Source organism: Rhizobium lusitanum (genome assembly GCF_014189535.1).
In the GTDB taxonomy this organism is placed as follows: Bacteria; Pseudomonadota; Alphaproteobacteria; order Rhizobiales; family Rhizobiaceae; genus Rhizobium; species Rhizobium lusitanum_C.
The window spans coordinates 102,561-126,473 of the sequence record NZ_CP050307.1; the positions used below are offsets into that span (position 1 = coordinate 102,561).

General features: G+C 61.1%; 22 protein-coding genes. 19 read left to right on the top strand and 3 right to left on the bottom strand.

The annotated features are described in order from the left end of the window. Positions 1 to 7: 7 nt before the first annotated feature. A complete protein-coding gene (locus HB780_RS03475) occupies positions 8 to 1,558 on the bottom strand; it encodes an FGGY-family carbohydrate kinase (protein WP_183688679.1) in 1,551 nt (516 codons plus the stop codon). A gap of 933 nt (positions 1,559 to 2,491) precedes the next feature. Between HB780_RS03475 and HB780_RS03480 the strand changes: the two genes are divergently transcribed. From HB780_RS03480 to HB780_RS03510, 7 genes are all read left to right on the top strand, one after another. Further along, positions 2,492 to 3,148, top strand: coding sequence for a DUF2291 domain-containing protein (locus tag HB780_RS03480; protein ID WP_183688680.1), 657 nt, complete (start codon positions 2,492 to 2,494; stop codon positions 3,146 to 3,148). Further along, positions 3,145 to 4,689, top strand: coding sequence for a sugar ABC transporter ATP-binding protein (locus HB780_RS03485; RefSeq protein ID WP_183688681.1), 1,545 nt, complete (start codon positions 3,145 to 3,147; stop codon positions 4,687 to 4,689). Before HB780_RS03480 ends, HB780_RS03485 begins: the two co-directional genes overlap by 4 nt. Before the next feature lie 22 nt (positions 4,690 to 4,711). Next, positions 4,712 to 5,764 (top strand): ABC transporter permease, encoded by a 1,053-nt coding sequence (locus tag HB780_RS03490; protein ID WP_183688682.1) that lies wholly within the window; start codon positions 4,712 to 4,714, stop codon positions 5,762 to 5,764. Between the two features lie 114 nt (positions 5,765 to 5,878). Beyond that, positions 5,879 to 6,826, top strand: a complete 948-nt coding sequence (locus HB780_RS03495) for a D-ribose ABC transporter substrate-binding protein (protein ID WP_183688683.1) — start codon at positions 5,879 to 5,881, stop codon at positions 6,824 to 6,826. 146 nt (positions 6,827 to 6,972) lie between these two features. Continuing rightward, on the top strand, positions 6,973 to 7,815 hold the full coding sequence (locus HB780_RS03500; RefSeq protein WP_183688684.1) for a DeoR/GlpR family DNA-binding transcription regulator: 843 nt from the start codon (positions 6,973 to 6,975) through the stop codon (positions 7,813 to 7,815). 43 nt (positions 7,816 to 7,858) lie between these two features. Continuing rightward, positions 7,859 to 9,388 carry an FGGY-family carbohydrate kinase gene (locus HB780_RS03505; protein ID WP_183688685.1) on the top strand — a complete coding sequence of 510 codons (1,530 nt, stop codon included), beginning with the start codon at positions 7,859 to 7,861 and terminating at the stop codon, positions 9,386 to 9,388. A gap of 23 nt (positions 9,389 to 9,411) precedes the next feature. Then, positions 9,412 to 11,151, top strand: coding sequence for a glycerol-3-phosphate dehydrogenase/oxidase (locus HB780_RS03510; RefSeq protein ID WP_183688686.1), 1,740 nt, complete (start codon positions 9,412 to 9,414; stop codon positions 11,149 to 11,151). 41 nt (positions 11,152 to 11,192) lie between these two features. Here the strand turns inward: HB780_RS03510 and fba are convergent, their stop codons facing one another. Beyond that, complete coding sequence (gene fba, locus HB780_RS03515; protein ID WP_183688687.1) at positions 11,193 to 12,257, bottom strand: class II fructose-bisphosphate aldolase; 1,065 nt, start codon at positions 12,255 to 12,257, stop codon at positions 11,193 to 11,195. Between the two features lie 415 nt (positions 12,258 to 12,672). On the opposite strand from fba, the gene HB780_RS03520 reads away from it, so the two are divergent. Genes HB780_RS03520 through HB780_RS03550 form a run of 7 tightly spaced genes read left to right on the top strand, consistent with a single transcriptional unit; the run spans position 12,673 to position 18,689 of the window. Continuing rightward, positions 12,673 to 13,098 carry an acetyl-CoA carboxylase biotin carboxyl carrier protein gene (locus HB780_RS03520; RefSeq protein ID WP_183688688.1) on the top strand — a complete coding sequence of 142 codons (426 nt, stop codon included), beginning with the start codon at positions 12,673 to 12,675 and terminating at the stop codon, positions 13,096 to 13,098. Continuing rightward, positions 13,098 to 14,471, top strand: a complete 1,374-nt coding sequence (gene accC, locus HB780_RS03525) for an acetyl-CoA carboxylase biotin carboxylase subunit (RefSeq protein WP_183688689.1) — start codon at positions 13,098 to 13,100, stop codon at positions 14,469 to 14,471. Before HB780_RS03520 ends, accC begins: the two co-directional genes overlap by 1 nt. Positions 14,472 to 14,500: 29 nt before the next feature. Further along, positions 14,501 to 14,929 carry an acetyl-CoA carboxylase biotin carboxyl carrier protein gene (locus HB780_RS03530; protein WP_286203019.1) on the top strand — a complete coding sequence of 143 codons (429 nt, stop codon included), beginning with the start codon at positions 14,501 to 14,503 and terminating at the stop codon, positions 14,927 to 14,929. After that, positions 14,926 to 15,636 (top strand): 5-oxoprolinase subunit PxpB, encoded by a 711-nt coding sequence (gene pxpB, locus HB780_RS03535; RefSeq protein WP_183688691.1) that lies wholly within the window; start codon positions 14,926 to 14,928, stop codon positions 15,634 to 15,636. The genes HB780_RS03530 and pxpB overlap by 4 nt, the downstream gene beginning before the upstream one ends. Continuing rightward, on the top strand, positions 15,633 to 16,631 hold the full coding sequence (locus tag HB780_RS03540) for a 5-oxoprolinase subunit C family protein (protein ID WP_183688692.1): 999 nt from the start codon (positions 15,633 to 15,635) through the stop codon (positions 16,629 to 16,631). The genes pxpB and HB780_RS03540 overlap by 4 nt, the downstream gene beginning before the upstream one ends. A 37-nt stretch (positions 16,632 to 16,668) precedes the next feature. Then, the gene (locus HB780_RS03545; protein WP_183688693.1) at positions 16,669 to 17,436 is read left to right on the top strand and encodes a 5-oxoprolinase subunit PxpA; all 768 of its coding nucleotides are present in this window, start codon (positions 16,669 to 16,671) and stop codon (positions 17,434 to 17,436) included. A gap of 50 nt (positions 17,437 to 17,486) precedes the next feature. Continuing rightward, positions 17,487 to 18,689 carry a pyridoxal phosphate-dependent aminotransferase gene (locus tag HB780_RS03550; RefSeq protein ID WP_183688694.1) on the top strand — a complete coding sequence of 401 codons (1,203 nt, stop codon included), beginning with the start codon at positions 17,487 to 17,489 and terminating at the stop codon, positions 18,687 to 18,689. A gap of 47 nt (positions 18,690 to 18,736) precedes the next feature. On the opposite strand, the gene nac is transcribed toward HB780_RS03550, so the two are convergent. After that, positions 18,737 to 19,642 carry a nitrogen assimilation transcriptional regulator NAC gene (nac, locus tag HB780_RS03555; RefSeq protein ID WP_183688695.1) on the bottom strand — a complete coding sequence of 302 codons (906 nt, stop codon included), beginning with the start codon at positions 19,640 to 19,642 and terminating at the stop codon, positions 18,737 to 18,739. 279 nt (positions 19,643 to 19,921) lie between these two features. Here nac and HB780_RS03560 point away from each other — a divergent pair, with 279 nt between their 5' ends. From HB780_RS03560 to HB780_RS03580, 5 genes are read left to right on the top strand one after another with little or no spacing between them, the layout of a single operon-like run. Continuing rightward, the gene (locus tag HB780_RS03560; protein ID WP_183688696.1) at positions 19,922 to 20,680 is read left to right on the top strand and encodes an SDR family oxidoreductase; all 759 of its coding nucleotides are present in this window, start codon (positions 19,922 to 19,924) and stop codon (positions 20,678 to 20,680) included. Between the two features lie 4 nt (positions 20,681 to 20,684). Beyond that, on the top strand, positions 20,685 to 21,392 hold the full coding sequence (locus HB780_RS03565) for an amino acid ABC transporter permease (protein ID WP_183688697.1): 708 nt from the start codon (positions 20,685 to 20,687) through the stop codon (positions 21,390 to 21,392). Further along, positions 21,389 to 22,147 (top strand): amino acid ABC transporter permease, encoded by a 759-nt coding sequence (locus HB780_RS03570; RefSeq protein WP_183688698.1) that lies wholly within the window; start codon positions 21,389 to 21,391, stop codon positions 22,145 to 22,147. The genes HB780_RS03565 and HB780_RS03570 overlap by 4 nt, the downstream gene beginning before the upstream one ends. After that, on the top strand, positions 22,144 to 22,908 hold the full coding sequence (locus HB780_RS03575) for an amino acid ABC transporter ATP-binding protein (RefSeq protein ID WP_286202961.1): 765 nt from the start codon (positions 22,144 to 22,146) through the stop codon (positions 22,906 to 22,908). Before HB780_RS03570 ends, HB780_RS03575 begins: the two co-directional genes overlap by 4 nt. Positions 22,909 to 22,936: 28 nt before the next feature. After that, positions 22,937 to 23,773, top strand: coding sequence for an ABC transporter substrate-binding protein (locus tag HB780_RS03580; RefSeq protein WP_183688699.1), 837 nt, complete (start codon positions 22,937 to 22,939; stop codon positions 23,771 to 23,773). Positions 23,774 to 23,913 lie beyond the last annotated feature (140 nt).

The window sequence follows — 23,913 nt, forward strand, 5'->3', positions numbered from 1 at the left end:
TTATCGCTCAGGGCGCGGCAAGCGTGTCCCAGGCAGGCGCGATCGCCTGTCGAATTTGTACGTAGGCTGAGAACAATCGGTCGTAGCGGCGAGCCTGCTCGACATCCGGCGCCTCGGCGTCTCCGAGCAGCGGCGTGACCCACTCGGCGATGCAGTCGTCCATGCTCGAATAGGCGCCAATGGCGACAGCGGCCATCATCGCGACGCCGGCCGCTCCCGCTTCCTCGCGACGCGAGACCCGAACCGGCGCGTTGACGGCGGCGGACAGAGAGCCGCGCAGCGCACGCGAGCGCGCAGCCCCTCCGGTGATCCGCAATTCGGCAGGCATGCTGCCCATGGCGGCATAACAGTCGCGTGTCGCCATGCCGAGCCCCTCGACGACGGCCCGCAGCATGTCTGCAAAGCCGTGCCGCGTTGAAAGGCCAGTGAAGCCGGCGCGCGCATGGGCATTGACGAAGGGGCCGCGCTCCCCCGCCTCGGAAATATAGGGGTGGTAGAGCAGGGCGCCCGGCTTGCTCTCGGCAAACCAGCTGTCGATCCGCGAGATGAGATCCGAAGGCGCGACGGGCTTGCCGGTCTCCGACATGAGTTCGGCAGCGACCTGCAGGATCCAGTCGATATTGATCGTCGCACCCATGTTCGTTTGGACCTGGGTGACGATGCCGGGGATAGGCAGGGCGATCACATAGCCCGTTCCCTCGGCATTGAGCTGGACGTCGGATACCGGCTTTGCGCGCATATGCACGCCTGTCGATCCGATGGTCGAGCAGGCCGCGTTCTCGCCGCCGCTGCGAACACCGGCGCCAAGCGCGGTCATCACCATGTCGACATAGCCGAGACAGACAGGCGTGCCGGCAAGCAATCCGGTCGCCTTCGCCGCGTCGGGCGATAGCGGATGCGTGATCTCCGTTCCCTCAATGATCTCGGGCAACAGGGATCGCCGGTGGTTGAGCCCGAGCGCGTCGATCACGACGGGATCATACTGGCGGGTGCGGAAATTACCGAAGGTGAAGCTGGCCTCTGACGGATCGGTCGCCCGAACGCCGGTCAGGTTCAGATAGAGCCAGTCCTTGCAATGCAGCGCCGTCTCGGCCCGAGCGAGGGCCTCCGGCGTGAAGCGATCCATATGGGCGAGCTGTGTGCCCTGCTGGCAGGTATTGAGGCCGGTGCCTGTCGCCTCGAAGCGCGCGCGGCTTTCCGGGTGAGCGCCGAGACGGGTAACAGTCGCAGCGGCGCGGGCGTCGAGCCAGAGCCAGGCATCGCCGACCGGCGCGTTGCCGGAGCCGACGAGCCAGGTTCCATCCCCTTGACCCGTCACGGCGACGGCGGCGGTGCGCGCGGCGAGATCCGGCACTTTGTCGCTCAGGCCGCGCAAGGCGCTGACGCAGTCGGCCCATGTCCGGCTGAGGGATTGCGTGGCGGAGCCGTCTTCGCCCATCGTATAGTGATTGCGCGCCGATGCCGAGGCGATCTGGCGGCCTGATAGCTCGAAAGCCACGGCTTTCAGCACCGAGGTTCCGGCATCGATGCCGATGATGATCTTGTCGTTCTTAGACATCGTGGGTCGGTCCCGCCGCGAGGGGGCAAACCGCCACGCGCGATTCATCCGTCAAAGCCATTCTACTCCTCCCTTCCTGATCGACCTCTAACCGGTATTCGGTCGAGATCGGCCGGGCGGTGGTCACGACGCGGTTGTCAGGCCCCAAGTGCCGGGCTCCTGTCGTCCATGTCATTCCAACCCCACCGCTCACGCTGTCAGAGCACTCTTCATTCGGACAGGCAAGCTGCCCCGAATCCGGCGCTCAGGTTATGTTTAAATTATAACATAGAGATATCACGGATGTGTAATATTTTTCTAGTAATGTAATTTTTTTCATATAAAATAAGAGCTGTCAACCTCGGGGAGGCAGGGGGATCGTCGCCGGCGCAAGGCGTGCGGCTGCGATTTCAAGAATATCGCGATCAGGATTTAGATAATTGCTCGGTCCGCAACCGATTTTTTAAAATCATGAATATTCAATAGCTTAATGCAGGTTGATTTTACGCGATTTTCCATCCGCAAGACTGTTATTCCCGAGGTTGGCGCCTTTAATGGTTGCCGACGGGAATTCTGTGAAGTGTTAGCCTCTGGAGTTGGCTGCCACAGGAGGGATATCCGGATCGACAAAGGGCTGTTGACAGGACCAATAAATTATAACATAGATTACGACATTAATAACACGCTTATATCATAATCTGTCATGGATTGGGTCGTAGGCGGCGACGTCGGGTGGCTGGAGGAAACAAGCGCCCGCACTGAGGAGGCTCCTATGAACGATCTCTTGCCAGACCATGGTTTGGTCTTGCGCCGACAGCGCTTCGCGCAGCCGCCTCGCTTTTCCGCACGCGGGGCTTGGCCGGGTCTCGAATAGATCGGCATCGCATCCGCGCCGTCCTCTTTTCTTTCCAGCAAGCAGGCAATCCGGCCAGCAGCGCCGAAGGTCTTTCGAATATGAATACACAGACTGAATACGCAGCTTTCAAATCCGACGGCGCCAGGCTCAAGATACTGGCGAGTGTCGCGGCGGTAGTGATCGTCATCGGCGCCATTGCCGTCGATACGACGGTGGTCAAGATCGGTTCCGCGCATGACGTGCGCGAGCAGTCCTTCTCGCCCGAAACCTTTGGCGCCCAGGAATTCCCGAAGATTCAGGCGGATGTCGAGAAGCGCGCGGTCGATGCCGCAACGCTGTCGAGCGCGGTCGTGGCCGACAAGAAGGCGGCAGGCGAAAAATACGGCGTGGCGACGAGCACCGGCGCGGTCGTGCCGGTCTCCCTCACAGGCACCTTCGGCGCTCGCAAGGCCAACTATAGCGAGATCAAGGTCGACGGACTGCCGGCCGACGTCACCGTCCGCGTCCAGACCGGTCCGGCGATCAACGGCACCGACCTGCGCGACGCCATCGGCGCCATCCAGTTCGGCCAGTTCACCAATCAGATTGAGTATCAGGACGCCGGCTCGGCGATCAACAATGAGATGAAGAAGGCCGTCCTCTCAGGCTTCGATGCCGAGACGCTGACGGGCAAGACCGCGACTATCGTCGGCGTCTTCAAGCTCATCAACCCGAAGAACTGGCTCGTCACTCCCGTCAAGGTCGACGTCAAATGATTGAGGCGGCGCAGAAGCAGGGTGCAAACGGCGAGGTCGTTCTTGCCGCCCGCAACATCACCAAGTCCTATGGCAATGTTCATGCCCTGAAGGGCGTGAATTTCGATATCCATCGCGGTCAGGTCACCACGCTGTTCGGTGAGAACGGAGCGGGCAAGTCGACGCTGATGAAGATCCTGTCCGGCGTCGTCCAGCCGACCGCTGGCGAGATCATTCTCGATGGCAGCCCGATCACTTTCCATTCGTCGACACATGCACGAGCGTGCGGGATTTCTATCATCCATCAGGAATTGAGCCTCGCGCCCAATCTCAGCGTTCGCGACAACATCTTCATGGGCCGCGAGATCATCAAGGGTGGCGTCGTCGACTTCGCCGAGGAGGAGCGCCAGACGCGCGCCCTCATGGAGGAGTTGGAAGAACACATCGACCCGCTGACCCTGGTGGAGGATCTCCGTCTTGGCCAGCAGCAGATCGTCGAGATCGCTCGTGCTCTGTCTGTCAATTCGCGCATCCTGATCATGGACGAACCGACCTCGGCGCTGAGCGCCACGGAGGTGGAGGTTCTCTTCAAGGTCATCCGCGATCTGACGGGCCGCGGCGTGTCGATTGTTTATATCTCTCATCATCTCGAAGAGGCGCTGCAGATCACCAATCATGCCGTGGTGCTGCGCGATGGCGCCATGACTGCCTACGCCGAGCGCAAGGACATCGATCTCGAATGGATCGTGCGCAACATGGTGGGCGACAATTTCGATCTGGGAAGCCCACCCACCGGCCACACCATCGGCGATGTCGCGCTGACCATCGACAATCTGACCGTTCCCGGCCCCTCGGGTGCGGCCTATAACGCGGTCGACCATATGTCGCTGCAGGTTCGTGCCGGCGAGATCGTCTGCATCTATGGCTTGATGGGCGCCGGCCGCACCGAACTGCTCGAATGTGTCGCCGGACGCCTGAGGTCGAGCGGCGGTCGGGTTCTGCTTGGCGGTCGCGACGTTGCGCGTCTTAGCATCGCCGGCCGTATCGCCAATGGCCTCGTCCTGGTGCCCGAGGATCGTCAGCGCGACGGCCTCGTCCAGACCATGACGGTCGGCTCCAATTTGTCGCTTGCCAGCATCGGCGCCTTCACCAAGGGGCTCTTCACCTCCGGCGGACGCGAACGGGAACTGGTGGGTGAATCGATCCGCAAGGTCCACATCAAGACCGATGGCGGCGATGCGGCGATCGGCTCGCTTTCGGGCGGCAATCAGCAGAAAGTCGTCATCGGCAAGATGCTTGCCACCAATCCCGAGGTCATCCTGCTCGACGAACCGAGCCGCGGCATCGATATCGGCGCCAAGGCGGAAGTCTTCAAGCTGTTGGCCGAGCGCGCCAAGCAGGGCCTCGCGGTGATCTATTCGACATCGGAAGTCGCCGAATGCCTCAGCATCGCCCATCGCATCATCGTCATGCACCGTGGCAAGATATCCGCCGAATTCGGTCCCGACGTCACCAAAGAGAAGATCATGGCCGCCTCTGGCGAAGCAGTGGTCGCGCACTAGCCGCATTCATGGAGCACTGATTATGTCAGTCACGAATATCACTGAGAAGAAACCAATTTCGAACGGCCAGCAGCGGAACTTCAGTCTCGTGCGGTTGATTCTGGAAGGCCGCGCGTTTTTCGCGCTGATCGTCATCATCGCGGTCTTCTCCTTCCTGTCGCCCTATTATTTCTCGCTGAGCAACTTCCTGACCATGGCCTCGCATGTCGCGATCTTCGGCATCCTGGCGATCGGCATGCTGTTGGTGATCCTGAATGGCGGCATCGATCTCTCGGTCGGCTCGACGCTCGGCCTTGCCGGCTGCATTGCGGGATTTTTGATGCAGGGCGTTACGCTTTCGAGCTTCGGCGTCATCCTCTATCCGCCGGTCTGGGCTGTCGTCGTCATCACCTGCGCCATCGGCGCCGTCGTCGGCGCGGTGAACGGCGTACTGATCGCTTACCTGAAGGTTCCGGCCTTCGTCGCCTCGCTCGGCGTGCTCTATGTCGCGCGCGGCATCGCGCTTTTGATGACCAACGGCCTGACCTACAACAATCTCGGCGGCCGTCCGGAGCTTGGCAATACCGGCTTCGACTGGCTGGGCTTTAATCGTCTCGCCGGCATCCCGATCGGCGTCATCGTGCTGGCGGCCCTGGCGATCATCTGCGGGTTGGTCTTGAGCAAGACCGCCTTCGGCCGCTGGCTCTATGCCTCCGGCGGAAACGAGCGCGCGGCGGATCTTTCGGGCGTACCGGTCAAGCGGGTCAAGATCCTCGTTTATGTGTTTTCCGGCGTCTGCGCCGCAATCGCCGGCCTGGTCCTGTCCTCGCAGCTCACCTCGGCCGGCCCGACGGCCGGCACCACCTATGAATTGACCGCGATCGCAGCCGTCGTCATCGGCGGCGCGGCGCTGACGGGCGGACGGGGCACGGTGCGCGGCACCATGCTCGGCGCCTTCGTTATCGGCTTCCTCTCGGACGGTCTCGTGATCATCGGTGTGTCGGCCTATTGGCAGACGGTCTTCACCGGCGCCGTGATCGTTCTGGCGGTCCTTATGAACAGCATTCAATACGGACGTCGGGTCAAAGCGAGCTGACGGACGAACTGAACTTCTCCACGACGGCGGATCTGGTTCGAACAGCCAGCCGATTGCGGAAAGCACGACCGGTTCGCCGGTAACATCTGAGCTCATCAAAAAGGGAGAGAGACTATGTTTAAGAAAGGCATGCGCTTAATTTTGGCGGCTGTTGCCGTAGCCCCCATTTTCGCAAGCTCCGCCTGGGCGGCCGGCCAGATGACGATCATCGTCAATGATCCGTCCAACCCCTACTGGCTGACGGAAGGCAATGTCGCCAAGGCAACAGCCGAAAAGCTCGGCTATACGGCCTCGGTCAGCGCTCATAAAGGCGACACCAACACAGAGAGCAACCTGATCGACACCGCGATCACCAACAAGTCGGTTGCCATCATCCTCGATCCGGCCAATGCCGACGGCTCGGTCGGCGCGGTGAAAAAGGCTGTGGCTGCCGGAATCCCGGTCTTTCTGGTGAATGCAGAAATCAACCAGGAAGGCCTCGCAAAGGCGCAGCTCGTCTCCAACAACGCCCAGGGTGCGGCAATCGGTGCGCAGCAATGGGTCGAAGCCGTTGGCGACAAGGGCAAGTATGCCGAACTGTTCGGCGCTCCCTCCGACAACAATGCCGCAACCCGTTCCAACGGTTATGAGACGGTGCTGACGCAGTATCCGGACCTTCAGAAGGTCGCAAAGGAAGTTGCCAACTGGGATCGTACCCAGGGTCACAACAAGATGCAGTCCATGCTGCAGGCTCATCCGGATATCAACGGCGTGATTTCCGGCAATGACGAAATGGCGTTGGGCGCGATTGCAGCCCTGAAGGAAGCCGGCAAGCTCGCCAACATCAAGGTCGGCGGCTTTGACGGTTCTCCGGACGCAGTCGCCGCCATCAAGGCCGGCGAACTGCAATATACCGTTCTGCAGCCGGTTGCCATTTTCTCGGAAGAGGCAGTCAAGCAGGCCGATAGCTTCATCAAGACCGGCAAGACTGGTGCTTCGAGTGAAAAGCAGCTCTTCGATTGCTTGCTGATCACGAAGGACAATGTCGACAAGTACACAGGCCCGTTCGTTCTGGCCCAGTAATGACAAAGGGGGACGCCGAAAGCGGCGTCCCCCATCATTTGCCGTTTCATGGATCTGGCAAAGGATTGTTCTATCACCATTTTTTGCCTTCGCTCGGCATTCGCAGTACGAAGCTGATACCCCCAGAGTCAGCATCAGAGGCCACAGTGACACAGAAGACGAATATCGGAGCATTCCTGTCCGACGAACTGCCAAGCGACAGCCGGCACAGCCGCCAGCTCGCCCGCCGGCAGATGATCGCCGAAGCCGTCATGGCGGAGGGCTCCATGCGCATCGAGGATCTCACGGATCGTTTCGGCATCAGCCTGATGACGGCGCACCGCGACGTCGACGAACTGGTGAGCCGTGGCCTTTTCAGAAAGACGCGCGGCATCGTCACGGCGGCAGCAACCAGCCTGATCGAATCGAGCGACGTTTATCGGGCGAACCGCCAGTCGGCGGAAAAGAAGATGATTGCCGCCGCCGCAATGCAGTTCGTCGAGCCTGGGCAGGCGATCTTTCTCGACGATTCCACCACGGTGCTGCAAATGGCGGCGCATCTGCCGGCCAAGGTTCCGCTGACCGCGATCACCAATTCGCTGACGCTGATGAACGCGCTGAAGGACATGCATGATGTCACGCTTCTGGCCCTTGGCGGCCAATACTACAATTGGTGCAATGCCTTCATGGGGCGGATGACGATCAATGAGATCAACCGGCTGCGGGCGGATGTCGCCTTCATCTCCATGTCCGCCATCACCGATGATGTCGTCTTCCATCAGTCCCCGGAAATTGTCGACATCAAGCGGGCGATGTTTGATAGCGCCGCCAAACGCATTCTTCTGGCCGATCACACGAAATTCGAACGGCGCGCTTTGCACAGTTTCGCGGCCTTGAGCGAATTCGATGTGGTCATCGTCGATGAGAAGACGCCGGCCGATCATCTCGATCGGATGCGAAACAAGAATATCAACGTCGTCGTCGCCAGAAGCGACGGAGATCAATCATGAGGGCAACGCCCGCGCGGCCTTTCTATCAATCGGAGTAATCAGCATGCCGAGTCTGCTCGGAATTGACAGCGGTCTCACCGTCACCAAGGCCGTTATTTTTGATGTCGACGGCACGCAGCTTGCCGTGGCGCGGCGGCGGGTGACGCAATTCATGCCCAAGGCCCGCCACATCGAGCGGGACATGGACGAGCTCTGGAATGCGACCGCCGACGCGATCGGGGAGGCGATCAGCCTCAGCGGGCGCCCGGCGAGCGACATCCAGGCCATCGCGGCAACGGCCCATGGCGATGGCATCTATTTGCTCGACCGGTCGAGCAAGCCGCTCGGCCGCGCCATCCTGTCGCTGGACAGCCGGGCAGGCGCTGTTGTCGACCGCTGGCTGGAAAGCCCGATTGCCGATGCGGCCCTCACCCTTACCGGCCAGCTTCCGCATGTCTCAGCGCCCTCGGCACTTCTCGCCTGGATCAAGGAGAAGGAGCCGGCCCGTTTCGAGCGCATCGGCCATATCCTGAGCTGCAAGGACTGGCTGCGCTTCTGCCTGACCGGCGTGATAGGCACGGACAGGACGGAGGCGAGCACGTCCTTCACCAACGTCAAGGATCAGGACTATTCGCTGGATGCGCTGAAGCTCTTCGGGCTCGGTGAACTCCAACACGCCCTTCCGCTCGCATCGCGTTCCGACGAAGTCATCGGCCATGTCACCAGCGCTGTTGCAAGCCGCACCGGCCTTGCCGAGGGAACGCCGGTGGTTGCCGGGCTCCACGATGTCACCGCATCGGCTCTGGGTGCCGGCGGCTATGCATCCGGCGTGGTCGCGGTGATCGCCGGGACCTATTCGATCAACGAAACCCTCTCCTCCGAACCGCGCGTCGACAAGCGGTGGTTCTGCCGCAATGCGATTGCGCCCGGCCAGTGGAATAACATGTCGATCTCGCCGGCATCGACGGCGAATTACGACTGGTTTCTCGACACGCTTTGCGCCGGCGAGCGCGCCGGCACCGAGGCCACGGGACAGTCGGTCCATGCGCTGCTCGCGCCCGAGATCGAGGCGGCCTTCAACCGCCCCTCGACGGCGCTCTTCCACCCCTATCTCTTCGGCTCCCCCTATGGCGCCTCGGCGAGCGCCGGTTTCTTCGGTCTCGGCGGCTGGCATGATCGCGGCGACATGCTGCGCGCCGTGCTGGAAGGCATCGCCTTCAATCACAAGATCCATGTCGATGCGCTGGGCGATGGCTTTTCCTTCAGCGAGGCGCGGCTTGCCGGCGGGATCTCCCGCAATCCGGTCGTCGTCCAGATGTTCGCCGACGTGCTCGGGATGCCGGTGACGGTAACCGAAACGGACGAGGCAGCGGCCTGGGGTGCGGCGTTATGCGCCGGCGCGGGCATCGGTCTCTATGCCGATCCACAGAGCGACCCCCGCGATGTCAGCGCGATTGCAAAGACCTATCATCCCGACGCGAGCCGCAGCACCGATTATCGGCGCCGATACGACCTTTTCCGGGACATTGCCGATGCGATGATGCCGCTTTGGCCCAGGATCGGCAGCCTCGTGCCGGCGGAATCCCAGGACTAGATATGCAGCAGGACAATCATGCCATGACCGATACCGCCGCCGAGCTGGAACAGCGCTTTTCGACACTACAGGAGAAGGACATCGATGTCGTCATCCTCGGCGCGGGCATCAATGGCGCCGGGCTGTTTCGTGATCTCTCTGTCCAGGGCGTCAACTGTCTCATCGTCGACAAATCCGATTTCGGCTCGGGCACCAGCGCCGCGCCGTCGCGGCTGATCCATGGTGGCTTGAAATATCTGGAGACAGGCGAGTTCGGACTGGTGGCGCAGTCGACATTGGAGCGCAATCTGCTTCTCAAGAATGCCCCCCATTGCGTCGAGGCCCTGCCGACATTCGTGCCGATCTTCTCCTGGACACGCGGTATTTGGGCGGCATTGCGGACCCTGACGGGTTCGACCACCGCGCCGCGAAGCCGTGGCGCCGTTCTCATCAAGATCGGGCTTGCCCTTTACGATTTCTTTGGCTCCCGCAGCCGCGTTATGCCGCGTCACAGGTTCATACTGAAGAGGCAGGCGCTCAAGGAAATGCCGTATGTCACACCGAAGATCGTCGCCGGCGGCATCTACTACGATGCCAAGATCAGTCGGCCGGAGCGGCTCGTCTACGAGCTGATCAAGGATGGGCTGGATGCAAACGGCAATGCGCTTGCGGCGAACTTCACGACGCTGATCTCGTCATCGGACGGAACACTCACCTTCCAGCGGTCCGATGACTGCACCTTTTCCGTGACGCCGAAGCTCGTCGTCAACGCCGCCGGCCCGTGGATCGATCATGTCAATGAAGCGCTCGGCGCGCCGTCGCACCTGATCGGGGGTACGAAGGGCTCGCATATCCTGCTAGATCATCCCGAACTCGTGCGTAGCCTGAACGGCCATATGATCTACTTCGAGGCCGATGATGGACGCATCTGCCTGGTCTACGGCTATCTCGGCCTGGCGCTGGTCGGCTCGACGGACATACCAAGCGCCGACCCTGATAATGTCCGCTGCGAAGAGCCGGAACTCGAATATTTCCTGGACAGCCTGAGAGCGCTCCTGCCGGGGCTTCGCTTCGGGCCGGAGCAGGTGGTTTATACCTATAGCGGCATCCGCCCGCTGCCAGCCAACGATGCCTCTTCCCCGGGGCTGATCAGCCGCGATCATTCCGCGCCGGTGATGGAGCCGCAAGGGGACCGTCCCTTTGCGATCATCTCGCTGGTGGGCGGTAAGTGGACCACCTTCCGAGGCTTTGCCGAGGAAGTCGCTGACATCGTTCTCGCGCGCTTCAAGCGCGTCAGGAACCAGTCGACGCAGCAATTGGCGATCGGTGGCGGACGTAACTTCCCTGTTGACCGCACTGCAAGGGCAGAGTGGGTACGCGCGGTTGCCGGTAAAACCGGCGTGGATCCGAAGCGGGTCGACGAGCTTCTGGCGCGCTACGGCACCACCGCTTCGGCGATCCTGAGCTATCGGTCGCCCCACAGCGACAAGGAGCGCCTCGCCGGCGCTTCCCACTATAGTCATCTGGAAATCGACTGGATCGCACGGCAGGAAATGGTCGTGCATCTCTCGGACATCGTCTTCCGCCGCACGACGCTTGCGATCGAAGGGGCGTTGACGATGGACGGCCTGCGCCAGATTGGCATGATCGCTGGCGCGGCCCTTGGATGGAACGCGCAAAAGCTGCTGACAGAGATCGACGACGTCGTCACATCGCTGGCGAAATTCCACGGTCTGCGGTTGTCCGACACGACCGGGCGCCAGCCGGCGGAAGCGCAGATCTGAGCGGATCCGGCTTCCGGCTGCGCACTTTTCCTGGAATTGCTCTACGAGAAAACCGGGTCCAGCGAACCGGCCTTGTAGCGCTTGGCCATGTCAGAGACCGGGAGCGGCTTGATCCGGGCAGCATGGCCGGCCGTTCCGAATTGCTCGAAACGCTCCTTGCAGAGCTTGGTCAAGGCGGCCATAGCCGGCTTCATATATTTGCGCGGATCGAATTCGCTCGGGTCTTCCTGCAGCACACGACGGATCTGGCCGGTCATCGCCATGCGGCCATCCGTGTCGATGTTGATCTTGCGCACGCCATTCTTGATGCCGCGCTGGATTTCCTCGATCGGTACGCCCCAGGTCGGCTTCATCTGCCCGCCATACTTGTTGATGATCTCCTGGAGATCTTCGGGGACCGATGAGGAGCCGTGCATCACCAGATGGGTGTTCGGCAGCTTGCGGTGGATCGCCTCGATGACCTCCATCGCCAACACCGACCCATCCGGCCTGCGGGTGAATTTATAAGCGCCGTGCGAGGTGCCCATGGCGATCGCCAGCGCATCGACCTTCGTCTCGCGTACGAACTTGACCGCCTCGTCGGGGTTGGTGAGCAACTGGTCGTGCGAGAGCTTGCCTTCGGCACCGTGGCCGTCTTCGGCTTCGCCCATGCCGGTTTCCAGCGAGCCCAGCACGCCGAGTTCACCTTCGACGGAAATACCGCCCAGATGCGCCATTTCGGTGACCGTCTTCGTGACGCCGACATTGTAGTCCCAGTCGGCCGGGGTTTTCGCATCGGCCTTGAGCGAACCGTCCATCATCACCGATGTGAAGCCGGCCTGGATGGCGGTCATACAGCTCGAAGCATCGTTGCCGTGGTCGAGATGCACGCAAACCGGAATGTGAGGATAGATTTCGACGACGGCATCCATCATGTGCTTCAGCATGATGTCGTTGGCATAGGCTCTGGCGCCGCGCGACGCCTGGATGATGACAGGCGCATCGGCGGCATCGGCCGCTTCCATGATGGCCAGGGCCTGTTCCATGTTGTTGATGTTGAAAGCGGGCACGCCATAGCCATTTTCCGCAGCGTGATCGAGCAACTGTCTCAGCGTAATGCGTGCCATTCAACTCTCCTTTGATAATACTAGGCGGCGACAATCAGCCGATCATCGACCGAAATATCGGCGTTTTCCACGGCATGAGAACGGCGATTCCGCAAGCTGGCGACACCCATCGGCGCTTGCCTAGAGGTTTTCAGGCAATTCCCCACACACGAAATCCCACTCAGGCGCAGATCAACATATCCAGCTACATAACAATATAAAATGACAAAATCACATTATTTATGACATTTTGCCTCGATGTACCCTTCGCGCCTTGGCCGGCCCCTGGGTGGTGCTCCATTGAAACTTTGTCTGCCCCCATCAGGCGAGGCGTTGTGTAACTATCCTGCTAGCTTCGACTGGCCGGCCACGCCTTGCATTTGCCTCCAGTCCGACGCGGAGAGGCAAGTTGAACGCCGTGGATGGTGGAGAGAGCATGGATCTGCAAAAGATCAAAACGCTGATCGAATTTGTCGGTCGGTCACGCATTTCCGAACTGGTGGTGAGCCAGGACGGGACGACCGTGCGGATCTCGAACGGCACTTCCAGACAGGCGACCGCTGCGCGGCAACAGCCTGCGCGCTCACCTGTCGTCAAGGCTGCTGTTTCGACTGATGGCGACAAAGCCGGTCAAATGGTCGTCGCGCCTGTCTTCGGGTTACTGCATCGATCGCCAAGTCCCGGCGCGCCGCCTTTCGTCAAGCTGGGCGATGTCGTCGAAGCGGGCCAGAGCCTCTGCATCATCGAGGCGATGAAAGTTTTCAACACGGTGTCGGCGCACAAAACGGGGCCGATCCTGCGTATCCTGGCCGATGACGGTCAGGAAGTGGAAGCCGGGCAGCCGCTGATGGAGATCGGCTGATGTCGCCACGTGAACGGGACCGTCGGTTCGACACCGTGCTGATCGCCAATCGCGGCGAGATCGCGCTGCGCATTCAGCGGGCATGCCGCGAGCTGGGCCTGCGTTCGGTGATGATCTGCTCCGAAGCGGACCGGGATGCGCCCTATGGCGCGACGGCCGACGAATTCGTCTGCATCGGGCCTTCGGCGCCGGGTCAAACCTATCTCAACCAGGCCGCCATCTTGCTTGCCGCGCGCACGATGGGGGCAGAGGCCATCCATCCGGGATACGGCTTCCTGTCGGAGAATGCGGGTTTCGCCCAAGCCGTGGAGGATGCCGGCCTGATTTTCATCGGGCCGCCCGCCTCGGCGATCCGCATGATGGGCGACAAGATTGCCGCCAAGCGAGCGATGATCGAGGCTGGCGTACCCTGCGTGCCTGGCCCAGATACGGCGCTCCCCGACGATGTCGCGACAATCAAGAATATCGCCCACGACATCGGCTATCCGGTGATTGTGAAGGCTGCGGGCGGCGGCGGGGGACGCGGCATGCGCGTCGTTCGCGACGACTCCGCATTGGAAGATGCCGTGTCGGTGACGCGGGAAGAGGCCAGAAGAGCCTTCGGCACGCCGGAGCTCTATCTCGAGAAATTCCTCGAGCATCCCCGGCATGTCGAGATCCAGGTTCTCTGCGACAACCACGGCAATACCGTGTGGCTCGGTCACCGCGATTGCTCGACGCAGCGGCGCCATCAAAAGGTGGTCGAGGAGGCGCCAGCGCCGGGCATTCCTACGGACATTGCGGCGGCTGTCGGCGAGCGTTGCGCGGAGGCATGCCGCCGGATCGGTTACCGGGGCGTGGGTACATTCGAGTTTCTCTACGAGAACGGTGCGTTCTATTTCATCGAAATGAACACGCGTCTTCAGGTCGAGCATCCGGTCACGGAAATGACCTCGGGCATCGATATCGTCTGCGAGCAGCTTCGCGTCGCGCAAGGGCTACCGCTTAAGATTTCCCAGGCGGATGTTCAGACATCGGGCCACTCCTTCGAATGCCGCATCAATGCGGAAGATCCATTCACCTTTGCCGCGTCTCCGGGCCGGATCACCAATGCGCGGTTTCCGGCAGGCCCCGGTGTCCGTGTCGATAGCCATGTGGAGACAGGCTACAAGGTGTCGCCCCATTACGACTCCCTGATCGCGAAACTAATCGTGCATGCGCCGACGCGCGACCAGGCAATCCGCCGCATGCAGGTAGCACTGGCGGATACCAGAATCGAGGGGATCGAGACCAACGTTGCGCTGCATCGGGAAATTTTTGAGGACCCGGCTTTCTGTGCCGGCGGAACGGACATTCATCATCTTGAGCACTGGTTGAGCGAGCGGAAGCCATGATGAAGCGAGCAAAACGGACAGCCAAAGTGATGACCGAAGACTTCACCGACCCGGCGGTCATGCAGCAGATTGCTACCTGGCTGGAAAGTGCCGGCGCAAGCGCGATCGAGGTCGAGACGGAGGACGGCCGTCATGTTCGAATCGTCATGGACGACGAGGCCTCTCTGCGCGCCGACGACGGCCCACGCGACATGGTTCCGACAGCTCCTGCGAGCGTCGTAGCCGCGAAGGCGTCTTTCGCCGGACATTTTCTCGACACCCACCCGGCGCGCGGCACGCCCGCAGCGGCGGAAGGCATGGCTGTTACCGCCGGGGATATCGTCGGGTTCACCAAGGTGGGACCGCTCCTGATGCCGGTTCGCGCGCCCGACGCCGGCACGTTGAACGAATACCTGGTTAAGGCCGGTGCTCTGGTCGGCTATGGCGACACCATTTTTTCGATCGAGCCAGCACAATGACCGACATGCAAGCAACAGCTCTTTCAACACCGGGGCTTATCTCTCCCGCGCTTGCCGATGCTCCGAAAATCTCCGTCATCGGCACCAGCGCCTATCTGGTGGAAGCGCCGGGGGATTTCGATCTTCCGACCCAGAGGCGGATCTGGGCGTTGGCCAAGGCGGTGGAGACGTGGTCCGAGGTTCGCGAAATCGTCCCAGGGGTTACCAACCTTCTGGTGATCCTCAAGCAGACACCCGAGGAGCCGGACGAGGTGGAGGCTCGGCTGAGACGGGAATGGGATCGTGCTCACGGTATCGATCTTGCCGGCAAGACGATTGAGATTCCGGTGACCTATGGCGGTGAGCATGCGACGGATCTCGCGGCCGTTTGTGATTTCTCGGGCCTGAACGACCGTGAGGTCGTCCGGCTGCATTCGGAAGGCAACTATACCGTTTTCGCACTCGGAAGCGCTCCGGGTTTTGGCTATCTGCACGGCCTTGATCCGCGCATCTACATGCCGCGCAAGACGGTGCCGTCGCTGAGAATGCTCAAGGGCACGGTGACGATCGGCGGTATGCAGACGGGTGTGTCGGTTCTGACGGGGCCGAACGGCTGGAACTCCATCGGTTTCGCGGAGCTTTCCGTATTCGATCCCGCGAGGACGCCGCCGGCGCTGTTGGCCCCCGGCGACAAGGTTCGCTTCCTGCCCGAAAGGATCGAGCTGTGATCGAAGTTCTTCAGACCGGACCACTGAACACAGTGCAGGACCTTGGCCGCTTCGGCTACAGGAACATCGGCGTCACGTCGAGCGGCGCGATGGACAGGCTGGCGCTTACCGTCGGCAATCTGCTGCTTGGCAATGAGGAGGGGGCGGCGGCCCTTGAGATCCAGACCTTCCCGTTTCGCCTTCGGTTCGAGAAAGACACGGTCGTTGCCGTCACTGGTGCTGACTGTGACGCGCGCCTCGACGGGCGCCCGCTACCGCCCTGGTGGGCAATGCCGGTTTCGGCGGGGCAGGTGCTGGAGCTCAGCACACCTCTCCAGTCTGCTCGCGCCTACCTTTGCCTTGTCGGCGGGCTTGATGTCGAGCCGGTGATGGGCTCGCGCAGCACCTCGCTACGAGGCGGATTTGGTGGACTGGAGGGTCGCTTTCTGGCGGCGAATGATCGCTTGAGTATCGCCGAGATGCAGATCAGCGCAGTGCCGGATGGTGGTTTCGGCGCCATGCCGCCGGAAGCAGCGCTTGCCGCGCATTTCCCGGCGCCGGAAGACGGTGTGCTTCTCGTTCGGGCCATCCCGGCCGGAGAATACGCACTTTTCGGCGACGAGGCGGAACGTTTCTGGACGCAGACATGGAAGATCTCGTCCCAAAGCGACCGCACCGGCTACCGGCTTTCGGGTGCCCCCATCATGCTTGCCTCACCCATGGAGATGCGCTCGCACGGCGTTGTTCCAGGCGTTGTCCAGATGCCGCCGGCGGGAGAGCCGATCATCCAGATGAGCGACGCCAATACGGCCGGCGGCTATCCCAAGATTGCCGGTGTGGCGGAGGTCGATCTCTGGCGGCTGGGTCAGGCGCGCATTGGCAGCTGCATCCGGTTCATTCGCTCCGATGTTGCCGAGGCGCGCGCTGCCGAACAGGCGGTCAAATCCTATCTCGACGATATCAGACGCACGGTACCGATGCTCGCTCAGGCGCTCGGGGCCATGTCGCGCCGATAGCGATCAAATAGAGCAAGGCAAGACAGGAGAGGAAACGATGAAGATCGATCTCAACTCGGACATGGGCGAGGGTTTCGGACCCTACCGGCTCTGCGACGACGAGGCGCTGATGGACGTTGTATCGTCGGCGAATATCGCATGCGGTTTCCACGCCGGCGACCCGGAGACCATGGCGCGCATGGTGCGGCTGGCGAAGGCTCGCGGCGTCGGCATTGGCGCGCATCCGGGCTTTCCCGACCGCCTCGGTTTCGGGCGCCGGGAAATGCCGGTCGAGGCGGACGAGATGCGCCAGCAGGTCCTCTATCAATTGGGGGCACTGACGGCGATCGCCAGGGGCGAGGGGGTTCCGGTCGCCCATATCGGCTTCCACGCCGCCATGGGCAATATGATCAACCGCGACGCTGCGCTTGCCGACCTGATCATGCAAGCAATCAGCTCCGTGGATCCCGATCTTATCGTCTTCTCCATGCCCGACACGGAGATAGAGCGGGCGGCGAAACGTTCAGGGTTGAGGACGCTGACGCTCTTCCTCGCGGATCGAGCCTATGACGCCACCGGCCAACTCGTGTCGCGCAAGCTGCCGAATTCCGTCATCAAGGAAGAAGCCAAGGTCCGCGCGCGCGTGCGGCAATTTCTGGAGAGCGGAACGGTCACGACCATCGATAACCGGACGATCGAGGTGCGGGCACGCTCGATCCTGGTCCATAGCGATACGCCGGGCTCGCTTGAACTGGCAAGGATTGTCCGCAGCGAGATCGAGGCCACCGGAGCAGCGATCGCGCCGGCCCGCGACATCCTTGCCTGAACAGCCCGGCCGCAACCCAATATTTCAACGATCACCGAAAGTAGCAAACAATGCCGACCCTAGCCGACCGCCTCAAGAATGTTTCCATATCCGCCTCCGCTGCTATGACACAGCGCGCCCGCGATCTTGCATCGAAGGGGATCAATGTTGTTTCCCTGTCGTCGGGCGAGCCGGATTTCCCAACGCCACTCCATGCGATCGACGCGGCCCATGCCGCGGCTCTCGCTGGAGACACCAAATATCCGCCGCTCGACGGCACGCTTGCCCTGAGAACGGCCATTGCGCGGAAATTCAAGCGGGAGAACGGGCTCGACTATGATCCAAGCCAGATCGTCGTCGCCGGCGGCGGCAAGCAGGTGATCTTCAACGCAATCCTTGCGACCTGCAACCCGGGAGACGAGGTGGTGATCCCCGCGCCGGGCTGGATCAGCTATGCCGATATCGTCCGCTTTGCGGGTGGCGTGCCTGTTCCCGTCGCATGCAAGCAGGAAAACGGTTTCAAGTTGCGTGCCGAGGATCTGGAGGCGGTGATCACGCCTAGGACGAAATGGCTGTTCCTGAATTTTCCGAACAATCCGACGGGCGCTGCCTGCTCGCGGGCCGAAATGGCGGCGATTGCCGAGGTCATGCTGCGCCATCCCGACGTGTGGATCATGACCGACGACATTTATGAGCATCTGATCTACGACGATTTTGAGTTCTGTACGATCGCCGAGGTCGAGCCGCGCCTCTACGACAGGGTGCTGACCGTCAACGGCGCGTCCAAGGCCTATGCCATGACGGGATGGCGGCTGGGCTTCTGCGGTGGGCCAAAGGATTTGATTTCCGCCATTAGCAACGTCAACGGCCAGAACAGCGGTGGAACGTCCACGATCACCCAGGCCGCCGCCGTGGCGGTTCTGGACGGTCCGCAGGATCTTTTGAAGGAGCGGGCGGCGATCTATAAGCAGCGCCGCGACTTCGTGCTCGACAAGCTCGCCTGTATCGAGGGGCTTACCTGCCACAAGCCGGAAGGGGCATTCTACATTTTCCCCAGTATTGCCGGTCTTATCGGCAAGACCAGCAAGTCCGGCCGTAAAATAGAAACCGATGCGGATTTCGTCATGGGGCTCGTTGACGAGCAACATGTGGCGACCGTGCAGGGCGGGGCCTACGGCATGAGCCCGTTCTTCCGCATCTCCTACGCCACCAGCATGGAGAAGCTCGCCGACGGCTGCGCGCGCATAGCGCAGTTCTGCCATGATCTGAAATAGGATGGGACCTGAAATAACATGATGAGGCAGGCTGAGCGGCGAGAGGCTTACTGCTTCAGCCGCTCGGTCAGCTCCCGGAGAATCTCCTGCACGGCGGCGGCAGGGTCGGAGAGCGATGTGTGTTCGGACACGCAGAGCGACAGCGTCTCCTCGATCTTCGGCGAGATGCTCCGCGAAACAATCGGACCGGTGCCCTCGGACACGATACGGTCGGCGACTGCCTTGGGCATGATGGTCGCGCCGAGGCCGGTGCCGACGGCCCGCGCCAGCGTCCGGATGACCTCGACCTCACCGATTACCGTCAGATTGGTGCGGCTTCGCGAGAAGGCGGTTTCCACTGCCCGCCGCACGAAATTGTAGGGCGGCGGCAACAGGAACGGCAGGGATTCGAGTGCTGAAATGGCAATCGGGGCGTCGCTGGCTTCGATGCCGAATTTCTCATGCGCAACAAGGTAGAAATCCTCCCGGAGAAGGGGGGAGAACCGCAGGCCTTTCATCGGGCCAGCGCCATGGATCAGCGCGATTTCGAGCCGGTTGTTCATCAGCATCTGGCTGTATGTCTGCCCGACGCTCTCCGTGAGGTGAAGCACGATGCCCGGATGGCGACGCCTTGTTTCCGCCAGAAGCTCGAAGGAGAGCGTTGCGGCACCGCTGAACGGCGTGAGGCCGACGGAGACCCGGCCCGCGAGATGCTTGCCCGCCGCGACCACATCGGCGTGGGCTTGTTCCATCTGGCGCAGGATGATCTGGGCGTGCCGATAAAGCTCGGCACCGGCATCCGTCATGACGACACCTTGCTGGCTTCGTATGAGGAGCTTCGTTCCGAAGTGTTCCTCGAGTGCGGCGAGCTGCTGGCTGAGTGCTGGCTGTGCGATGTGGAGTATATCGGCAGCTCTTGTGATGCTGCCGGTATCAACGATCACAACGAATGATTTGAAACGCCTGATATCCATTCGATGTTGATGCTCACCATTGCAGCCGACCGGCATGTTACAGCCTGACTGTTAGTTTACAACGTCTTCCCTCCCAAGCACTTTTTAAGCGGAAAACGCTGGAGTGGAAGCGCCGCCGACCGGCCTTCGGCTATGAAAACATGTGGATTCATCCAATGGAATCAATGCCCGGATGCGGCTGGATACCCTTCATAAGATAGGCTTATCCCTCCAAAGATAATCGGAATTATCGCCCGACGGAAAGGTCGGCTAAGGTTCCGCAAACAAAAGGGAACAGTGATGCCATTCTCCGATTATAAGACCGCACTGGTCACAGGTGCGTCCTCCGGAATAGGGGCGGCGATCGTCGAGCGTCTTTGTGCCGAGGGGCTTGAGGTGCACGCGGTTGCGCGCAATGGCGAGCTTTTGCAGAAGCTGGCGGAGCGCACCGGCTGCATCGCGCATGTGATCGACGTCACCGACAAAGCGGCCCTCGCGGATCTGACGAAGCGCATCCCGTTCGATATTCTCGTCAACAATGCCGGCGTTGATCGTCCCAAGAAATTCCTGGATGCCGACGAAGGCGATATCGATCTCCTTATCGACGTCAACCTGCGCGCCGTCCTCCATCTCTGCCGGATGGTGGTGCCGGGAATGGTGGCGCGCGATCGCGGTCACGTCATCAATATCTCGTCGATCGCCGGCGTCTATAATTTTGGCGGCAACTCCTCCTATCACGCGACGAAGGCGGGCGTCAGCATGCTGTCGAACCAGCTGCGCATCGACGCCTTCGGCAAGCGGGTGCGCGTAACGGAAATCTGCCCCGGCCGCGTCGCGACCGACATCTTCGCGCATGTCCATGGTGACAGCCCTGAGGTGCGGGAACGCTTCATCGATGGTTTCGAGCTCCCCCAGGCGAAGGATATCGCCGATGCCATCGCCTTTGCGATCGCAGCACCAGTTGCCGTGAACATCGGCCATATGGAAATCACGCCGACCCTTCAGGTGATGGGCGGCTTGCAAACGGCAAAGCCCCAATCTTCCAAGCAAGGGGATTGAGGTCGTGGGCAAGCTCGATCTCTCCGCGATCCTGAGCAATCCAGAATATGTCTCGATGCTGCTGCACGGGGTCGAGATGACCTTTGTCGTGGCGATCGGTTCCTGGCTTCTGGCGATGACCCTTGCCATGCTTCTTCTCGGCCTGCGATATGCGCCCGGTCTGGTCGGCAATGCAATCGTCTCCGCCTATGTCTCCTATCACCGGAACGTCCCGACGCTGGTGCAGCTGATGCTCTGGTATTTCGGCATTTTCGCCCTGATGCCGCAGCCGGTCACCGATTGGCTGAACGATCACAATGCCGAGGCGACCTTCGCGATCATCGGGCTTGGCCTGTGCCAGGCGGCCTATTTCAGCGAAGATCTTCGCTCCGGCCTGCGCTCGGTGAGCCCTGGGCAAATGGAGGCGGCGCGCGCGCTCGGCCATGGATATATCTCGGCCATGCGCTTCGTGATGATCCCGCAGGGGATCAGAAATGCGCTGCCCGCGCTGATCAATCATAGCGTTTCCCTGTTCCAGAACAGCAGCCTGGCAGTCGCAATCGGTGTCGCGGAACTGACCTACGCCGTCAAGGAAGTGGAGAATCTCAGCTTCCTGACCTTCGAGACCTATCTGCTGGCCACCGTTCTCTATCTCGCCTTCTCGCTGATGATCATGGTTGCCGGCGGATATGTCACCCGGAGAACCAATCCGATCAGGAGTGGACGGGCATGATCGGCGATATCATCCAGATCATCCATGATTACTGGCTCCTGCTGCTCGTCGGGCAATATCCGAATGGCCCGATCGGCGGGCTTGCGGCAACGCTGATCCTCTCGGTCCTGGCAATCGCCTTTGCCTTTCCGTTTAGCATCCTCCTGGCGCTGGCCCGGCTTTCGAAGTCACCGTTTTTGAGGTGGCCCGTCACCGCGCTGGTTTATTTCACGCGTGGCGTACCTCTGCTGATGCTCATCCTCTGGGGTTATTTCCTCGTGCCCCTGCTGACGGGCGCCGACGTTCCGAGCTTCGTTACCATGCTTGTGACGCTGGTCGTCTATCAGGGCGTTTTCCTCAGCGAAGTCGTGCGCGGCGGCATTCTTGCTCTGGGGCACGGCCAGACGGAAGCGGCCCGGGCGCTTGGGCATGGCTATTTCAATACCATGCGCTACGTCGTCCTGCCCCAGGCGCTGTTCAACGTGATCCCAAGCATCCTTTCTGTTCTGGTGTCGACGATTAAGGACACCACGCTCGGATACGTGATCAACGTGCCGGACCTCACTTTCGCGGCCAACCAGATCAACAACCAGCTTTTGACCCAGCCATTCCAGGTCTTCTTCATCCTGGCGGCCGTCTACTACGTGATCTGCTGGTCATTGACCCAGGTGGCATCGTTTCTGGAGCGGCGGATCACCCGCAAGCGCGCCGGCACGGCCGCACAGAAGCCCGAGAACGTCCTGCAACTCAAAGCTCTTACGGATCAGTCGCTATGACCCTCACCCAGTCCTCCCAGAATCCGCCCATGATCCGGCTGTCCGGGGTGCGTAAGTCCTATGGCCATTTCGAGGTCCTCAAGGGGATCGATGCCGAGGTGGCGCGGGGCGAGGTTGTCGTCGTCTGCGGCCCGTCCGGTTCGGGAAAATCCACCTTGATCCGGACGGTGAACCGGCTTGAGGAAATCGCCAGCGGATCGATTACCTGCGACGGCAATGACATGCATGGTTCGGTGCCCGCCAGTGAGATGAACCGCCGACGCAGCCGCATCGGTTTCGTGTTCCAGAATTTCAACCTGTTCCCGCATCTGTCGGTTCTCGACAACATCGCGATGTCGCCGATCCGAGTGAAAGGGGTCGCGCGCGATGTCGCCCGCAGCAAGGCGAAGCAGCTTCTCGACAGGGTGGGGCTGGCCGACAAGGCAGGCGCTTTTCCCGCCCAGCTTTCCGGCGGGCAGCAGCAGCGGGTGGCGATCGCGCGCGCTTTGGCCATGGAGCCGCCGGTGATGCTGTTTGATGAGCCGACAAGCGCGCTGGATCCGGAAATGGTCGGCGAGGTGCTCGCGGTCATGAAGACCCTGGCAGCCGACGGCATGACGATGATGTGCGTCACCCACGAGATGGGATTTGCCCGCGATGTCGCCGATCGCGTCTGGTTCATGGATGACGGGCTGATCCTCGAGGCGGCGCCACCCAAAGAATTCTTTTCCAACCCGCAACATGCGCGTGCTCAGCGGTTTCTCGCTGATTTGCGGCATTGATTTTGTCCAACCCACAGGAGACTTTGCAATGAACATGACGTCATGGACCCTAAGCATCGCGCTCGCAACAACAGCGCTGGCCGGGTCGGCGAATGCGGATCAGCTGGCCGATATTATGACGGCGAAGGTGATCCGTTGCGGAACCTTTGCCGACGTTCCACCCTTTGCCTCTCCGGACCCGAAAACGCGCGAAATGGTCGGCTTCGACGTCGATCTCTGCGGCGCGATCGCCCAAGCACTTGGCGTTAAGCCGGAAATCAAGCCGGTTTCCGTCGAAGCGCGCGTTCCCGAAGTCAAGCTCGGTCATGTCGATATCGCCGTTGCCAATCTCGCCTATACCGTCAGCCGCTCCGAGCAGATCCAGTTCAGCGACCCTTATTACCTGGCTAAGGAAATGCTGATCGTCAAGGTCGGCGATGCCGGCCAGAAGAAGGCTGATTTTGCCGGCGTTCGCCTGGCATCGACCAAGGGTTCGACCTCGGAACTCTCTATCCGCCTCAACAAGTCGCAGCCGCTGACCTTCCAGGATACGGGGTCGGCCTATCTTGCCGTCCAGCAGGGCAAGGCCCGCGGCATGGTCGCCAACACGATGACGACGACGAAGATCGTCAATGAATCGAAGACCAAGGGTGCCGAGATGCGGATGATCGACGAGCCGATGCTCTATCAGCCGATCGGCATCGGTATGAAAAAGGACGAACCCGCGCTGACCGCGAAGATCAATGAAGTCCTGGTCTCGCTCGACAAGTCCGGTGAGATCAACAAGATCTGGGACAAGTGGCTCGGCCCGAACACCGAGTACAAGATGACCCGCACGGACAAGGTCGTCCCGATCACCGAACTGAAATTCGATCCGATCCCGTAATTTTATGAATGGGGCGCGAATGCCCCAGCGCTCTTGGCGATACGGCCGGCTTCTTGCCGCGCCGTATCGCGACCACGCGACGTTTTCAGCCTGCCCGATGAAGCAGGCGTCCAATTGCTAATTTGTCTGGAGGACCATGA

What these genes read in the sequence shown, in the direction of transcription:
- nac (WP_183688695.1), bottom strand. Translation starts at nt 19,642, where the DNA reads ATGGATATCAGGCGTTTCAAATCATTCGTTGTGATCGTTGATACCGGC.
- HB780_RS03580 (WP_183688699.1), top strand. Translation starts at nt 22,937, where the DNA reads ATGAACATGACGTCATGGACCCTAAGCATCGCGCTCGCAACAACAGCG.
- HB780_RS03475 (WP_183688679.1), bottom strand. Translation starts at nt 1,558, where the DNA reads ATGTCTAAGAACGACAAGATCATCATCGGCATCGATGCCGGAACCTCG.
- HB780_RS03510 (WP_183688686.1), top strand. Translation starts at nt 9,412, where the DNA reads ATGACCGATACCGCCGCCGAGCTGGAACAGCGCTTTTCGACACTACAG.
- HB780_RS03495 (WP_183688683.1), top strand. Translation starts at nt 5,879, where the DNA reads ATGTTTAAGAAAGGCATGCGCTTAATTTTGGCGGCTGTTGCCGTAGCC.
- HB780_RS03490 (WP_183688682.1), top strand. Translation starts at nt 4,712, where the DNA reads ATGTCAGTCACGAATATCACTGAGAAGAAACCAATTTCGAACGGCCAG.
- HB780_RS03570 (WP_183688698.1), top strand. Translation starts at nt 21,389, where the DNA reads ATGATCGGCGATATCATCCAGATCATCCATGATTACTGGCTCCTGCTG.
- HB780_RS03560 (WP_183688696.1), top strand. Translation starts at nt 19,922, where the DNA reads ATGCCATTCTCCGATTATAAGACCGCACTGGTCACAGGTGCGTCCTCC.
- accC (WP_183688689.1), top strand. Translation starts at nt 13,098, where the DNA reads ATGTCGCCACGTGAACGGGACCGTCGGTTCGACACCGTGCTGATCGCC.
- HB780_RS03530 (WP_286203019.1), top strand. Translation starts at nt 14,501, where the DNA reads ATGACCGAAGACTTCACCGACCCGGCGGTCATGCAGCAGATTGCTACC.
- HB780_RS03505 (WP_183688685.1), top strand. Translation starts at nt 7,859, where the DNA reads ATGCCGAGTCTGCTCGGAATTGACAGCGGTCTCACCGTCACCAAGGCC.
- pxpB (WP_183688691.1), top strand. Translation starts at nt 14,926, where the DNA reads ATGACCGACATGCAAGCAACAGCTCTTTCAACACCGGGGCTTATCTCT.
- HB780_RS03545 (WP_183688693.1), top strand. Translation starts at nt 16,669, where the DNA reads ATGAAGATCGATCTCAACTCGGACATGGGCGAGGGTTTCGGACCCTAC.
- HB780_RS03550 (WP_183688694.1), top strand. Translation starts at nt 17,487, where the DNA reads ATGCCGACCCTAGCCGACCGCCTCAAGAATGTTTCCATATCCGCCTCC.
- HB780_RS03575 (WP_286202961.1), top strand. Translation starts at nt 22,144, where the DNA reads ATGACCCTCACCCAGTCCTCCCAGAATCCGCCCATGATCCGGCTGTCC.
- fba (WP_183688687.1), bottom strand. Translation starts at nt 12,257, where the DNA reads ATGGCACGCATTACGCTGAGACAGTTGCTCGATCACGCTGCGGAAAAT.
- HB780_RS03485 (WP_183688681.1), top strand. Translation starts at nt 3,145, where the DNA reads ATGATTGAGGCGGCGCAGAAGCAGGGTGCAAACGGCGAGGTCGTTCTT.
- HB780_RS03480 (WP_183688680.1), top strand. Translation starts at nt 2,492, where the DNA reads ATGAATACACAGACTGAATACGCAGCTTTCAAATCCGACGGCGCCAGG.
- HB780_RS03520 (WP_183688688.1), top strand. Translation starts at nt 12,673, where the DNA reads ATGGATCTGCAAAAGATCAAAACGCTGATCGAATTTGTCGGTCGGTCA.